12 protein-coding genes and 1 tRNA gene are annotated in these 14,130 nt (G+C 66.5%); 10 read left to right on the forward strand and 3 right to left on the reverse strand.

The annotated features are described in order from the left end of the window. The first annotated feature begins 66 nt into the window (after positions 1-66). The 5 genes from CH296_RS08455 (at position 67) to CH296_RS08475 (ending at position 7,768) form a co-directional block, all read left to right on the forward strand. Positions 67-801, forward strand: a complete 735-nt coding sequence (locus tag CH296_RS08455; RefSeq protein ID WP_032396800.1) for an ABC transporter ATP-binding protein — start codon at positions 67-69, stop codon at positions 799-801. Positions 802-854: 53 nt separating this feature from the next. Beyond that, positions 855-3,377 (forward strand): ABC transporter permease, encoded by a 2,523-nt coding sequence (locus CH296_RS08460; RefSeq protein ID WP_032396801.1) that lies wholly within the window; start codon positions 855-857, stop codon positions 3,375-3,377. A gap of 183 nt (positions 3,378-3,560) precedes the next feature. After that, positions 3,561-6,119, forward strand: a complete 2,559-nt coding sequence (locus tag CH296_RS08465; RefSeq protein ID WP_094646144.1) for an alpha/beta fold hydrolase — start codon at positions 3,561-3,563, stop codon at positions 6,117-6,119. Positions 6,120-6,218: 99 nt separating this feature from the next. After that, a complete protein-coding gene (locus CH296_RS08470) occupies positions 6,219-7,133 on the forward strand; it encodes an alpha/beta fold hydrolase (RefSeq protein WP_045197511.1) in 915 nt (304 codons plus the stop codon). Next, positions 7,130-7,768, forward strand: coding sequence for an LON peptidase substrate-binding domain-containing protein (locus tag CH296_RS08475; protein WP_032396804.1), 639 nt, complete (start codon positions 7,130-7,132; stop codon positions 7,766-7,768). The genes CH296_RS08470 and CH296_RS08475 overlap by 4 nt, the downstream gene beginning before the upstream one ends. 84 nt (positions 7,769-7,852) lie before the next feature. Here the strand turns inward: CH296_RS08475 and CH296_RS08480 are convergent. Beyond that, positions 7,853-7,926: transfer RNA gene (locus CH296_RS08480), tRNA-Met, on the reverse strand. Between the two features lie 77 nt (positions 7,927-8,003). Between CH296_RS08480 and CH296_RS08485 the strand changes: the two genes are divergently transcribed. Next, positions 8,004-8,783 (forward strand): enoyl-CoA hydratase/isomerase family protein, encoded by a 780-nt coding sequence (locus CH296_RS08485; protein ID WP_179277670.1) that lies wholly within the window; start codon positions 8,004-8,006, stop codon positions 8,781-8,783. Here the strand turns inward: CH296_RS08485 and CH296_RS08490 are convergent. Continuing rightward, positions 8,766-9,383, reverse strand: coding sequence for a DUF998 domain-containing protein (locus CH296_RS08490; protein ID WP_179277671.1), 618 nt, complete (start codon positions 9,381-9,383; stop codon positions 8,766-8,768). The genes CH296_RS08485 and CH296_RS08490 overlap by 18 nt on opposite strands. 103 nt (positions 9,384-9,486) lie before the next feature. Here CH296_RS08490 and CH296_RS08495 point away from each other — a divergent pair, with 103 nt between their 5' ends. Both CH296_RS08495 and CH296_RS08500 read left to right on the forward strand, forming a co-directional pair. Further along, on the forward strand, positions 9,487-10,050 hold the full coding sequence (locus tag CH296_RS08495; RefSeq protein ID WP_176459200.1) for a TetR/AcrR family transcriptional regulator: 564 nt from the start codon (positions 9,487-9,489) through the stop codon (positions 10,048-10,050). Further along, positions 10,047-11,402 carry an AarF/ABC1/UbiB kinase family protein gene (locus CH296_RS08500; protein WP_094684499.1) on the forward strand — a complete coding sequence of 452 codons (1,356 nt, stop codon included), beginning with the start codon at positions 10,047-10,049 and terminating at the stop codon, positions 11,400-11,402. Before CH296_RS08495 ends, CH296_RS08500 begins: the two co-directional genes overlap by 4 nt. Before the next feature lie 20 nt (positions 11,403-11,422). Here CH296_RS08500 and CH296_RS08505 read toward each other — a convergent pair whose 3' ends face one another. Beyond that, positions 11,423-12,400, reverse strand: a complete 978-nt coding sequence (locus CH296_RS08505) for an NADPH:quinone oxidoreductase family protein (RefSeq protein ID WP_032396807.1) — start codon at positions 12,398-12,400, stop codon at positions 11,423-11,425. Between the two features lie 140 nt (positions 12,401-12,540). Here CH296_RS08505 and CH296_RS08510 point away from each other — a divergent pair, with 140 nt between their 5' ends. Both CH296_RS08510 and CH296_RS08515 read left to right on the forward strand, forming a co-directional pair. Continuing rightward, positions 12,541-13,227: a dienelactone hydrolase family protein gene (locus CH296_RS08510; protein WP_032397293.1), complete on the forward strand. Its 687-nt coding sequence runs from the start codon at positions 12,541-12,543 to the stop codon at positions 13,225-13,227. Next, complete coding sequence (locus CH296_RS08515) at positions 13,214-14,122, forward strand: amidohydrolase family protein (protein ID WP_094684500.1); 909 nt, start codon at positions 13,214-13,216, stop codon at positions 14,120-14,122. Before CH296_RS08510 ends, CH296_RS08515 begins: the two co-directional genes overlap by 14 nt. The last annotated feature ends 8 nt before the right edge of the window (positions 14,123-14,130 follow it).

The raw sequence follows: 14,130 nt of genomic DNA on the forward strand, positions 1-14,130 counted from the left end.
CATAGGGGTGGTGTTCAGGGTCTCCCCTGATAGCGACGGGCGCGGAACGCTGGAACACTGGCACGCATGAGCGACATTGCCGCACGTGCGGTCGACGTATCGAAGGTTTACGGATCCGGGGACACCCAGGTTCACGCACTGTCGGGGGTGAGCGTCGACTTCGCGCGCGGCGAATTCACCGCCATCATGGGACCGTCGGGTTCGGGCAAGTCGACGCTGATGCACTGCCTGGCCGGATTGGACAACGCATCCTCGGGCACGGTGACCATCGGCGACACCGAGTTGACGGCACTCTCCGACAAGGAGATGACCGGATTGCGCAGGGACCGAATCGGATTCGTGTTCCAGGCGTTCAATCTGGTGCCGACACTGACCGCGCTGGAGAACATCACGTTGCCGCTCGACATCGCGGGCCGCGCAGCGGACCAGGCCTGGCTCGACACCGTGGTCGACAAATTGGGCCTGCGCGACCGCCTCGATCACCGTCCCAGCGAACTCTCGGGCGGGCAGCAGCAGCGAGTGGCGTGCGCGCGTGCGCTGGCGGGCAGGCCCGACATCGTGTTCGGCGACGAGCCGACCGGTAACCTGGATTCTCGCTCGTCCGGCGAGGTGCTGTCGATTCTGCGCACTGCCGCAGACGAATTCGACCAGACCGTCGTCATCGTCACGCACGATCCACGCGCGGCCAGCTACGCCGACCGCGTCGTGTTCCTCGCCGACGGTGCGGTCATCGATCAGCTGAACTCGCCCACGGCCGACGCCGTACTCGAACGGATGAAGAAGCTGGAGACGGTCCGATAATGGCGCATTCCGTTTCCAACAAACCTCCTCGACAAAAGCCGTCGGGCAATCCCATGCGCAAGGTGTCGTTGAGAAACCTTGCAGCACACAAGGTTCGGTTGGCGTTGACCGTGCTGTCCGTCGTGCTCGGCACGGCGTTCGTCGCGGGTTCGTTCGTCTTCACCGACACCCTCCAGCGCACCTTCTCCTCGCTGTTCGCCGACACCGCACAGGGCGCGGACGTTCGAGTGAGCCCCGAGGACGCGCGCTCTTCCGGCGTGCCGAACGAGGACATCGCAGCAATCTCGGCGTTGCCGAACGTGCGCGCCGTGTCCCCGTACGTCGGCGGACAGTTGGTACTGCTGGGCTCGGACGGTGCCGCCGTCCAGTCCGGCGGCGCACCGACCATCGGTGAGTCGTACCTCCCGGACGACCAACGACTCGGCGATCCGACCACCTTCGTCGACGGTTCGGCTCCCACCGCTCCCGGCCAGATCGCCATCAATGCCGGTGGCGCCGAGCGCGCAGGCCTGAAAGTGGGTGACGCAACCCAGGTCCTCGTGCCGTCCAAGGGCATCACCGACGTCACCGTCAGCGGAATCTATTCCACGGCAACCGAATCCGGCGGCTACATCGGAATCCAGTTCGTGCAGAGCCAGGCGAACGAGCTGTTCACCGACGGCGCTCACGTGCAGTACATCGACGTCGCGGGCAACGATCTCGCCGCACAGGGATTGGGTCAGAGCGATCTTCGCGACGAGATCGCCGCGGCATTTCCCGATCTGAAGGTCCAGACCGCCGCGGACGTACAGGCCGAGACTCAGGCCGAGGTCGAGTCCGCGCTGTCGTTCATCAACTACTTCCTGCTCGCCTTCGGCGGGATCGCCCTGCTGGTCGGCACCTTCATCATCTACAACACGTTCTCGATGATCGTCGCGCAACGCGTCCGCGAACTGGCACTGCTGCGCGCCATCGGAGCCAGCCGCGGACAGGTCAGCCGGTCGGTCGTCCTCGAAGCCCTCGTCGTGGGCGTCATCGGCAGCGTCCTGGGCTTCGTCGGCGGAGTCGGGCTCGCCTACGGCCTACGAGCACTGCTGAACGCCTTCGACCTGGGCCTGCCGTCGGGACCGCTGGCACTGGAGCCGCGCACCGTCGTCGTCGCCTTCGCCGTCGGAATCCTCGTCACCGTGCTGAGCGCGTACGCACCGGCCCGACGAGCGGCCAAGATTCCGCCGGTCGCCGCGATGCGAGAGGAGTTCGCCTCTGCGGGCGACACCCTGCGCACCCGGACTTTCGTGGGCGTCGGCCTGGGAATCGCAGGCGCAGCCGCACTGATCATCGGCGCGCAGTCGACCGGCGGCGCTGCCGCTGCCACGGTCGGCGCGGGAGCCGTCGCGCTGATCGTCGCCACCGCACTGGCCGCACCGTCGCTGTCACGGCCGGTGGTCGGCGCGCTGGGTGCCGTCATCACCCGTCCGTTCGGCGCGATCGGACGCTTGGCCAGGACCAACTCGGTACGCAACCCGCGACGCACCGCGGCCACCGCCTTCGCCCTGATGCTCGGACTCATGCTCGTCACCGTCATCGGCGTGCTCGGATCCACCGCCAAGGCCAGTGTCGACTCACTCGTGGACACCGGCGTCGAGGCGGACTACATCCTGTCCGGTCCGCAGTCGATCGGTGTTCCGACCGGTGCAACGACTGCAGCACAGCAGGTGACCGGCGTGGACCGCACAGCGGTACTGCACCCTGTATTCGTCACCATCGCCGGCCAGGAGGAGTACGGCGCCGCCATCGACGGCTCACCCGAGGGACTGCTCGAGCTGTCGATGGTTCAGGGCACTGCAGACCTCGACAGCGAGGGATTCTCGGTGTCGGAGACCGAAGCGGCGACGCGCGGGTGGACGGTCGGAACCGAGGTCACCTTCGACACCGTGGACGGGGCGTCGGTCCCGGTGACCGTCACCGGCGTGTTCACCGACAATCCGCTCATCGGGAGTTGGATCGTCTCGGGCGACATCTACCAGGAGGTGACGCCGTCCATCACCCGGTCCGACATCCTGGTTCTGGTCAAGGCCACGCCCGGAACAGACCTGGACACGCTGCGGTCCGACCTCGAGGCCGCGACCAAGCCGTTCGTCGTCGTCCAGGTCCAGGACGTGGAGGAGTTCAAGGGTAGCCAGGGTCAACAGATCGACACCCTGCTCGCCGTTCTGTACGGATTGCTGGCACTGGCCGTCGTGATCGCCGTGCTCGGCATCGTCAACACGCTGGCCCTGTCGGTCGTCGAGCGGCGTCGGGAGATCGGCATGCTGCGCGCGATAGGCATGCAGCGGCCTCAGGTACGACGCATCATCTATCTCGAGTCGCTGCTCATCGCACTGTTCGGCGCGATCGTGGGCGTCGTCCTCGGCATCGCGTTCGGGTGGGGATTCGTGCAGACTCTCCGCGACGAGGGCCTGGGCACCATGACCGTGCCGTGGGGCCAGGTGGTGGCGATGCTGCTCGGATCCGCTGTCGTCGGTGTGTTGGCGGCGCTGTGGCCCGCCGTTCGAGCAGCACGCACGAAGCCTCTCGAGGCCATCGCGGACCTGTAGGGGCGTACCCGAAACCGACCGGACATTCCGCAACGTCACCCGATTGTTGTGGAATGTCCGGTTTTCCGCTTGCGTAAAAAGGCTGTTCACGTCTACCTTTGGAGCGGTAAAACAGTCTCGGAGCCGGTTTAGAGGTATCAAACCGACTTCGCAATCACGGGTCGGGCTCGTGCAAGGAGAATCATGTCTATTCAGGACATCGATGCGCCGACCCGACTGTCGCTGGCCCCGCTGTGTCGGCCGGAACGTCGCGACACCCTGATGGCCCGCTACCGCGAGGTGGCCCACGCTCTGCCGCACGCCATCGCACTCGACGTCGACGGCACCTCACTCACCTTCGACGAGCTCCTGCATCGCGCCTACTCGTCGGCACGGAAGATCGCCACGCTCTTTCCCACCGATTCTCGGCCGCTCGCCGTGGAGACCGACGCGACGACGCATTCGATCGAGTTGATGCTCGCCGTCGTCGCAGCGGGCCATCCCCTGGTTCCACTGGACCCCATGCTTCCCGCCGAGCGTCGCGCCACGATCATCGACCAAGCGGGCGCGACAGCGTTGGACCCCGCCACCGTCGCCGCAGCCATCGACTCCTGTGTTCCACTGCCGACGCTGTCGGGCGACCACACTGCGGTGATCAATTACACCTCGGGATCCACCGGCACCGCCAAGGGTGTGATCCTCAGCCACCGCATGTGTCTGACCAAGGCATACGAGGTCGCCACCGCGTTGGCACTGAGCCCACACGACCGCGTCGGAAACTCCCTTCCGGTCAGCTTCGGTGCCGGCTTGAACACCCTGTTCGCGGGGTTGCTCAGCGGTGCCGCCGTGTACTGCCGCGACCCCAGGTCCGGTGTCCCCAGCAGCACCGTCGAGTGGGCAGCCGAGCATTCCCTGACCACGCTGCATTGCTCGTCGTCGCTGCTGCGCGCAGTCTCCGGAGCCGATCACGGACCCATCGGGCGCGGGGCCGTGTCCACGCTGCGGGTGGTCGTCACGTACGGGGAATCCCTGCACTCCGACGATGCCGACGGCTTTCGGCGGCGATTCGACAGCCGCGCAACGGTGGTCAACTGGTACGCGACCACCGAAGCCGGTGCCGTCGCGTACAGCGAATACCCGCCCGAACGAGCGCTGCCGTCGGGCTTTCTCCCTGCAGGCAGGCCCATCACGGGCAAGCTCGTCGAAGTCGTGACCTCCGACGGTTCCACGTGTGCACCGGACGTGATCGGCGAAGTACGGGTGACGGCGAGCTGCCTGGCCGACGGCTACCTCGGCGGCGCCGGTCTGGACTCCCAACGATTCACCGCCCTCGGCGACGGACTGTTCCGGTATCGCACCGGCGATCTGGGCCGACTCGACGACCACGGGACGCTGCACCTGGCCGGACGCATCGACGACGCGGTCAAGGTGCGCGGATACCTGGTGGAGCCGGCCGAGGTCGAGGCAGCACTGCGCGCCATGCCGGAGATCGGCGACGCAGCGGTGATCGGTCGGACCTCCGGCACCGACACCGACCTGGTCGCCTACGTGTGCTCGGCTCGTTCCGGTCGGCGACCCTCCGTGGGCGAGATTCGAGCGTCGCTGCGCCGGACGCTGCCGGAATGGATGGTCCCCACCCACATCGTCGCGCTCGACGCGATGCCGCGAAACGAGCGCGGCAAGCTCGACCGAAGTGCACTGCCCGAGCCCGCCGATCGACGCGTCGAGCGCACGGCGGTCGGCCCGACCGAGTACATCGTGGCCGAGGCCGCGCGCACCGCGATCGGGCTGGACACCATCGGCCGGGACGAGGATTTCCTGGCGCTGGGCGGCAACTCGCTGACCACAACGGCGATGCTGGCTCACCTTCGTGAGAGCCTGAAGATCGATCTGACGCCGGAGGACGTGTTCACGGCGACCACCGTTCGAGCATTGGCCGTGACAGTCGATGCTCGCCTGGAGGAAGCAGCGACTGCGCGTCGGCGTACAACCGGCGAACACGATGTCCTCGTGCCGCTGCGCACCGAGGGCAGCAAGGCACCGATCTTCCTGATCGGCGGTGCAGGCGTCGGTGCGATGGCCTTTCTCAACCTCGTCAAGCACATCGACGAGGACCGCCCGGTGTATGCGCTGCAGGCGCACGGCCGAGGCAAGCGCGGACGCCCGGACCGAACGATTCGGCGAACCGCGAAGCGCTACGTCGACGCTGTTCGTACGGTCCAACCCGAGGGCCCGTTCCATCTGGTCGGTCACTCGCTCGGCGGCTGGATCGCCATCGCGATGGCGGAGGAGATCCGAGACTCCGGCCTCGGCTCCCCGCACCTGCTGCTTCTCGACACGCGGCTGTTCCGGCATCTGCTGGACAGGTTGCCCGGTGGTACCGAGGTTCCGGCTGCGCCGCCTGCTCGTACGCGAGAAGAAGCAGGCTTCCACCTCGGTCGCATCGGCACCGCCGCCCTCTGGGTACGGATGCGGTTCGCCGGGCTGCTGCGGTACCCGACGACAATGGAATGGTTGGTCTTCGCAAGCATCGGGTACGTGGCGTTGAACAAGCACGTGCCGACACCGTGGTCGGGTTCGATGACCGTGGTTCGCACAGCGGAGAACGTGAAGGATCTCAGGTCGTGGCAGGCGGTCGGCCGTGGTGAGCTGAGCTTCGTCGACATCCCCGGAGATCACGTCGACATGTTGCGCGAACCGATGGCCGAACACTTGGCCGAGACGATCGCGAACACCTTCGACGAGGCGGGGCTCGCGCGCTGACCGAGGGTCTGTCGCAGTGTCGGCTCAGCTTGTACGTTTGTGCCAGCGGCTCGCCGAGCCACGCGACGACCCGGGAATCACACGACGAGGAGGTCGACCATGAGTTCATCGTACGAATTGCAGTCGGTAGAACTACACAAGGACGTCCTGCGATACGTGGACATGGGCGACGGCCCTCCCGTGATTCTGGTGCACGGCCTGCTCGGATCGCATCAGTCCTGGGGCACGCAGCTCGAGCGTCTGTCGCAGAAGTATCGGGTCGTCGCGCCCGACCTGTTCGGCCACGGTGAATCCGACAAGCCCACCGGCGACTACTCGCTGAGTTCGCACTCGGCCACCATTCGCGACCTCATGGATCACCTGAACATCGACTCGGCCCCGATGGTCGGTCACTCGCTCGGCGGCGGCATCGTCATGCAGCTGACGTACCTCTTCCCCGAGCGGGTCGATCGCCTGGCGCTGGTCAGCAGCGGCGGCCTCGGCCCGGAAGTGAGCCTGCTCCTCAAGGCCGCGACGCTGCCCGGCAGTGAGCTGGTACTGCCACTGCTCGCATCGGACTGGTTCCGCAAGAACACCGAGGGCGCGCTTGCGCAGCTGGGCAGATGGGGTCTGCCGGTCAAGCCGGGTCCCAGCATGGCCGAGACCTGGCGGTCGTTCCGGTCCGTGGCCGACCGCTCCACCCGCGGCGCATTTCTGGCGTCGACGCGTGCCGTGGTGGGCCCGCGTGGTCAGACCGTCAGCGCCAAGCAACATTTCGAGAAGTTCGAGTCGATTCCGTCGCTGCTCGTCTGGGGCGGCAAGGACCGGATGATTCCCGCCAAGCACGCCGACAACATTCGACGCGAGGTCCCGAACAGTCGCGTCGAGATCTTTCCCGACGCCGGCCACTTTCCCCAGCTCGACGAGCCGGACTTCTTCTTCCGACTGCTCGACGAATTCCTGGACTCCAACCGGACCGAGAAGAGCGCAGCCGAGGCGATCGCCCCGGCGGCTGTTCCGTTGCAGCACCCGTGAGCGTGACCCCGATGTTCCCGCTCGGCAGCGTGCTGCTCCCCGGCGAACGTCTGCCACTGCACATCTTCGAGCCGCGCTACCAGGCTCTGGTGCACGACTGCCTGAAGCAAGAAGATCCGAGCTTCGGTGTGGTGCTCATCGCGCGTGGGCACGAGGCCGGCGGCGGCGACGTACGGCACGACGTGGCGACGACCGCACACATCATCGGGCACGAGTCCATCGGCAACGGCCGATACCTGCTCGAGTGCGTCGGCGGTGAACGGATCAGGATCGACGCCTGGCTGCCGGACGATCCGTACCCACTGGCCGACGTCCGAGCGTGGCCGGACGAGGACACCGACGCGGTGATCGCCGACACCGAATTCGACGCCACCTGGGCGCGGGTCGAAGATCTCTACGAGCTGATCGGTCGACTCGAATCGGCGGAAAGCGTTGTCACACCCGGTGTTCCGGACTTCCTGGGCCTGCCCATCTCGGCCGCCGAGAAGATCTGGTCGCTGGCAGCACTGATTCCGATGGGTCAATCCGATCGACTGGACATCCTGTCTGCGCCGGACGCCCGAGCACGCATGACCGCTCTCGACGACGCCATCGAGAATGTGACCGCTGTCGTGCAGTTCAGACTGCAGCCCTGATCGACGAACCCCGCGGCACCACAGACGAGGGCACCACAGACGAGTCAGGCCCGACATCATCGATGTCGGGCCTGACTCGTGTAGTAGCGGGGACAGGATTTGAACCTGCGACCTCTGGGTTATGAGCCCAGCGAGCTACCGAGCTGCTCCACCCCGCGTCGGGTGTTCACCACGCTACATGCCATCTCGGCAGTCTCCCAATCGCCTGGTCAGCCGCACGCTCTACGGTTCAGGTATGCCCACCGAGCCTTCTCCTGTCCTGACCTTTCCGCACGCGGCGGTCGCCCAGATCACCTTGAGCAACCCGCCGGTGAACGCGCTGACCCGACCGGCGACGCGTCGACTGCGCGCCGTCCTTCGAGAGTTGGCCGACGATGCCGCGGTTCGGGCGGTCGTTCTCACCGGCGACCGGGTGTTCAGCGCCGGTTCGGACATCACCGAGATGCCCGAGATGCAGAACGACGGTGACGTGCTGGCCCGCAAGAGCAATCTCGAGAACGCCACCCTGGAATTGCTCGACGAGCTGCCGCTGCCCACCGTCGCGGCAATTGACGGATTCGCGTTGGGCGGCGGTCTCGAGCTGGCGATGTGCTGCGACCTCGTCGTCGCCGACGCGGGAGCTCGACTCGGACTCCCGGAGATCGACCTCGGTGTGATCCCCAGCAGCGGCGGCTCCATGCGTGCGCTGCGTCGGGTGGGTCAGGCCCGCGCCGCCGAGCTGGTGTTGCTCGGCGAGCCCGTATCGGCCGAGACTGCTCTGGAGTGGGGCCTGATCAATCGCGTCGCTCCGCGTGGACAGTCCTTGTCGATGGCCCTGGACTTGGCGCAGGCGCTGGCGCGAAAATCCCGCTCTGCTGTTCGAGCGAACAAGCAGGCCCTCGCGCTCACGTTCGGAGAGTCCCCCGGCCTACCGGCGCGACGGGCGTTGCCGGTGTTCGAGGAGGCGTTCGAGTCGGCGGACGGCAGGGAGGGTGTGCGCGCGTTCCTCGCCAAGGAGTCACCCGACTTCGGATAGGCGGCGCTTGGCCAGAATCGTTGCGCCGGTGACGATCTCCCATCCGATGATGGTGTAGACCGAAATGCGCTCGAATGTTCCGCCGCCGAGGATTCCGGTGTCGGCGAGAAACAGGGCCAGCCCCACCAGGCCTGCCACTCCTGCGGTTGCACTGCTCACGGTGTACCAACGCGGCGCGGCGACGCGGCCGCCGTATCGGCCCGCCGCCAGCAGTACCAGATTGCCGCCGACGATCGCCATGCCCGCACCCACCGCATGGGGCGTCGAGGCCCCGTCGACGGAGGCGTGAGCGAGCCCGACGACGATGCTGCCGACACCGTGCACAACGGAGGTGCCGACCACGATCCACCGCGCGCGGCCCTCGAAGAGAACCGCCAGTCCCAGCCCCGCCAGGACGAACAACGTGCCGTCGACGACGAAGCCGGTGTTCATCACCGCGTGCAGCGGCGAGATGTCCGGGATACCGAGGTCGCTGATGTTGTTGCGGGAGTAGCTGTACGGCCGATCGGTCCACCCCAGCGCGGCGACGGCCTCGGCGGCCAGATAGGTCACCCCGCCGACGAGGAACGCACCAGCGGCCAGGACGGTCGTTCTCTTCACAGCTGTACGACCCATCTCGGCTCGACCCCGATGGGTCATTCGCAGGCTCCACTCCCGGAGCCCCGATACACCTGGCGTGTACCGATTGGTACAGTACCGGCTCATGAGCGATCGCCACAACGTGGTGCCGATACTCGCAGGGGTGTTCCGCGACCACGGATTCGACGGATCGTCCCTCGCGGTCATCAGCAAACGGACCGGCCTGGGGAAAGGCAGCCTCTACCACTACTTTCCGCGGGGAAAGCAGGAGATGGCCGAGGCCGTCCTCGACGACGTCGAACTGTGGTTCCACCACAACGTGTTCGAGCCGTTGCGACACGGCACCGATGCCGCGTCGACCACCCACGAGATGTTCGAGCAGACCGCTCGATACTTCCGGTCCAATCGACTGGTGTGCCTGTTCGGAGCGTTCACACTCGGTCTCGACCGTGCCGTGTTCTCGGGCCGCGTCGCAACGCATTTCACCCACTGGATCGACGCACTCACTCCGGTACTGAGCCGTCTGGGACACGGCGACTCGGCCGCCGAACTGGCCGAGGAGATCGTGGCCGGAATACAGGGCGCGTTGGTGCTCTCGCGCGCCTCCGACGACGCCACCCGGTTCGATCGACTGCTGGCGCGCCTGGAAGCCTCGGCGGCGCGGGTTCCTGCAGGGGTGAACGCATGACGCCCGAGCCCCCGACACCGAAGCCTGCACCCGAGCTGAGGAAGTTCGGGGTACGAGAACTGTTGCGGCTCATCGTCATCGGCTCTGTGTTGGCGTACTTCCAATTCGTCGCGATCGGCCGCTGGGTGCGCGCGCCGCGGCGCGGGTGGCCGCTGCACGCCTCGGAGGCCGTCGTCGACGCCTTCTTCGTTCTCGGTCCCACCTTCGTCAAGGTCGGGCAGTTGATGGGGTCCTCACCGGGGCTGTTTCCCAAGGTCCTCGCCGACACCTGTCTGCGCTGCCTCGACGAGGTGCCACCGTTCCCCGGGGCACAGGCGCGCGCCGTGATCGAGGCCGATCTGGGCCGCGGAATCGACGAGCTGTTCTCCTCGTTCGACGACGTGCCGCTCTCGTCCGCCTCGGTCGCTCAGGTGCATCTGTGTGTGCGCCGCGACAACGGCCGTGAAGTGGTCATGAAGGTGCAACGGCGAGGCATCTACCACCGAATGAAGATCGACCTGCGTATCGCGTACCTCATCGCCCGCGGACTCGAGAAGTTCATTCCGTTCTTCGCCACGGCCAATGCGTCGGCCATCATCGTCGACTTGCACGCTGCCACGTTCGCCGAACTCGACAGCGCCGTGGAAGCCAAGCGTCAGGACAGCTTTCGCGCGGCAATCGGCGCGTTCGGCGACAACGAGCACGTCACCGCTCCCGAGGTTTTCCTCGACTACTGCGGTGGCCGTGTCATCTGCATGGAGCGCATGCACGGTTCACCACTCGACCGCTACGAGCCGGGGGATCAGTCCGAGCTCATCGTTCGTCGCGCAGCCAAGGTCTGGATGGAAGCCCTTGTGCTGCACGGCCTGTTCCACGGCGACGTGCATGCGGGCAACGTCTGGGTTCTCGACGACGGCAGGGTGGCGTTCCTCGACTTCGGAGTCATGGGCGAGGTGGACGAGCAGTGGCGCGCGCTACTGCTCGACCTGTTCCACGCCACCGTGATCGACGGCGACTTCACCCGACTCGCCGGCACTGTCAAACGCCTGGGAATCGTTGCCCCACAGATGGGTTCGGATGCCGAAGTCGGTGCGATCCTACAGTCGGTCTTCGCTCCGATGCTCTCGGCAACCCTCGCGCACTTCAGCCTGGCGGACTTCATTCGAGCGCTGGTCGGCATGGGCAAGCAGTACAAGACGTCGAGCCCGGAGGAGTTGATCCTGGTGGCCAAGCAGCTCGGCTACTTCGAGCGGTACGCAATCGAACTCGCGCCCGACTGGGCTCTGGGAACCGATCCGTTCGTGTTCAAGAACGTCTTCCCTGCGGAGATCGCAGCCCTGGCCGAGGCAAGAGGCGTCGAGCTGCCGGAGTGAACCGGCAGCCCGACCGCGACTCAGCGCGTGAAATCGAGCACCACTTTGCCTGCGGCAGTGCGGTTCTCCAGTGACGCGATAGCGGCGGCAGCGTCGGCGGCCGGGAACACCGACGGCTCGGGTGCGCTGAGCGATCCATCGGCGAGCAGCGGTTCGATCTCGGCCCACTGCGTGGCGAGGTAGCCCGGGCGCGTCATCCACCATGCACCCCAACCGACTCCGACGACGTCGACGTTGTTGAGCAGCAATCGGTTGACCTTGACCGTGGGGATCTCGCCACCGGTGAAGCCCAGCACCAAGATTCGGCCCGACGGTGCGAGCGAGCGAATGCTGTCGGTGAACCGGTCACCGCCGACCGGGTCGACGACGACGTCGACGCCACGGCCGCCGGTCAGTTCCTTGACCGCGTCCTTCCACCCGTCGACGAGCACCACGTCGGTGGCTCCGGCGGAACGGGCGATGTCGGCCTTGGCCTGCGAGCTCACGACGGCGATGACGCGAGATGCCCCGAGTACCGGAGCCATTCGCAGTGCGGAGGTTCCGATTCCCCCTGCTGCGCCGTGCACCAGGACCGTCTCGCCCGCAGCCAGACGGCCGCGTTCACGAAGCGCGAAGTGCACCGTCAGGTCGTTGAACAACAATCCTGCCCCCGCGGACAGGGACACCGACTCGGGTAGCGCGAAGACGGTGTCGGGTGAGACCACGGCGACCTCCGCCATACCGTCGCTCAGTCCCGTCAGCGCCGCGACGCGATCCCCGGCCGAGAAGCCGGACTCCGGTGGTGCCGACCGAACGATGCCGGCGATCTCGCTGCCGGGGACGAACGGCAACTCGGGCTTGTACTGGTAGAGGCCGCGGGTGAGCAACGCGTCGGGAAAGGCGACGCCGGCGGCATGAACCTCGATGACCACCGATCCGTCGCGCGCGGCAGGCTCGTCGACGTCCACCACGGTCACCGAATCGGGTCCGTCGAGGCTGGAGATCTGTACCGCACGCATGAGTTGTCCTCTCGGTCGGGATCGTTCCCTGCACGCCACCGTACAAAACAGCGAGTCCGACCGACGCTACCGGCATGTACTACGTGCTGGCCGAATGGGTCGTTCCGCAGGCTCCACTCCTGCTGTGCTCCAATCGAGGGATGAACACCACTCCCCTCACCGTCGTTCGGCCCGATGGTGATGCCCGCGGCGGCGTCATCGTCATCCAGGAGGCCTTCGGGGTCACCGACCACATCGTCGACGTCTGCAATCGCGTCGCGGCCGCAGGGTGGGTCGCGGTCGCTCCGCACCTGTTCCACCGGCAGGACGGCGTCACCGTGCTCGACTACTCGGACATGGATTCTGCCATGGCGGCCATCGGAGAACTCGAGGCGGACGAGGTGGACGCCGACGTGGACGCAGCGGCGACCGCACTGGCCGAACTCGGCTTCGAGCCCTCGTCCATCGCGATCGTCGGCTTCTGCATGGGTGGCAGTGTGGCGTTCCAGACCGCTGTTCGACGCCCCCTCGGTGCGGCCGCGACGTTCTACGGCGGCGGAATCACGCAGGGCCGCTTCGGCTATCCCGCGATGACCTCGGTGGGCGACGCACTCCAGACGCCGTGGCACGGGTTCTTCGGGGATCTGGACGAGGGCATCCCGTTCCAGGATGTGGAGACGCTGCGCGAGATCACCGCGACGGCACCGGTGGCCACCGAGATCACTCGCTACGCCCATGGCAAGCACGGATTCCACTGCGACGACCGCCCTGCCGTGTTCGACGCCGACGCCGCCGCCGATGCCTGGGGCAAGACTCTCGCGTGGTTCGACGCCCATGTCGCACGCTGAGCCGCCACGCTCCGACGCCGAACTTCTCGACGAGACCGAACGGATCGTCGCCTTCTGGACCGAGCTGTCCCTGCCCGGCCTCTTCGACGTCCACACGCACTTCATGCCGAAGAACGTGATGGACAAGGTGTGGAGCTATTTCGACAGTGCCGGTCCACTGACCGGCAGCGTCTGGCCCATCTCCTACCGGTTCGCCGAAGAACAACGGCTGGAGGTCATTCGGGGGTTCGGAGTACGGCGGTTCACGTCGATGATCTACCCACACAAGCCGTCGATGGCGGCCTGGCTCAACTCGTGGAGTGCCGACTTCGCGGCCCGGACCCCCGACTGCCTGCAGACCGCCACCTTCTATCCCGAGGACGGGGCCACCGAGTACGTCGAGCAGGCGTTGACGAACGGTGCTCGAATCTTCAAGTCGCACATCCAGGTCGGCAACTACTCACCGAACGACCCCTTGCTCGACGGCGTCTGGGGTGCCATCTCGGACGCGCAGGTACCCGTGGTGATCCACTGCGGTTCGGGCCCGGCACCGGGCACCCATACCGGACCGGAACCCATTGCCGCACTGCTGCAGCGGTTCCCGACGCTTCCGCTGATCATCGCGCACATGGGCATGCCGGAGTACAGCGACTTCCTCGATCTGGCCGATCGCTACCGGAACGTGCGGCTGGACACCACGATGGCGTTCACCGACTTCTCCGAGGCGGGCGCACCGTTCCCCGAACACGAGCGGCCACGGCTGCTCGAACTGCAGGATCGCATTCTGTTCGGCAGCGACTTCCCCAACATCCCGTACCCGTATCTGCATGCGCTGCAGGCCGTGAGCCGACTCGATCTCGGTGACGACTGGGTGCGTTCGGTCTGTTGGGGAAACGGCGCTGCACTGTTCGGCTAGAGAGGTCC

This window comes from Rhodococcus sp. 14-2496-1d (genome assembly GCF_002259365.1).
Taxonomy (GTDB): domain Bacteria; phylum Actinomycetota; class Actinomycetes; order Mycobacteriales; family Mycobacteriaceae; genus Rhodococcoides.

Bases quoted from the DNA above. Each gene is read 5' to 3' on its own strand.
- CH296_RS08455 (WP_032396800.1), top strand. From the start codon at position 67: ATGAGCGACATTGCCGCACGTGCGGTCGACGTATCGAAGGTTTACGGA.
- CH296_RS08460 (WP_032396801.1), top strand. From the start codon at position 855: ATGCGCAAGGTGTCGTTGAGAAACCTTGCAGCACACAAGGTTCGGTTG.
- CH296_RS08465 (WP_094646144.1), top strand. From the start codon at position 3,561: ATGTCTATTCAGGACATCGATGCGCCGACCCGACTGTCGCTGGCCCCG.
- CH296_RS08470 (WP_045197511.1), top strand. From the start codon at position 6,219: ATGAGTTCATCGTACGAATTGCAGTCGGTAGAACTACACAAGGACGTC.
- CH296_RS08485 (WP_179277670.1), top strand. From the start codon at position 8,004: ATGCCCACCGAGCCTTCTCCTGTCCTGACCTTTCCGCACGCGGCGGTC.
- CH296_RS08495 (WP_176459200.1), top strand. From the start codon at position 9,487: ATGAGCGATCGCCACAACGTGGTGCCGATACTCGCAGGGGTGTTCCGC.
- CH296_RS08500 (WP_094684499.1), top strand. From the start codon at position 10,047: ATGACGCCCGAGCCCCCGACACCGAAGCCTGCACCCGAGCTGAGGAAG.
- CH296_RS08505 (WP_032396807.1), bottom strand. From the start codon at position 12,400: ATGCGTGCGGTACAGATCTCCAGCCTCGACGGACCCGATTCGGTGACC.
- CH296_RS08510 (WP_032397293.1), top strand. From the start codon at position 12,541: ATGAACACCACTCCCCTCACCGTCGTTCGGCCCGATGGTGATGCCCGC.
- CH296_RS08515 (WP_094684500.1), top strand. From the start codon at position 13,214: ATGTCGCACGCTGAGCCGCCACGCTCCGACGCCGAACTTCTCGACGAG.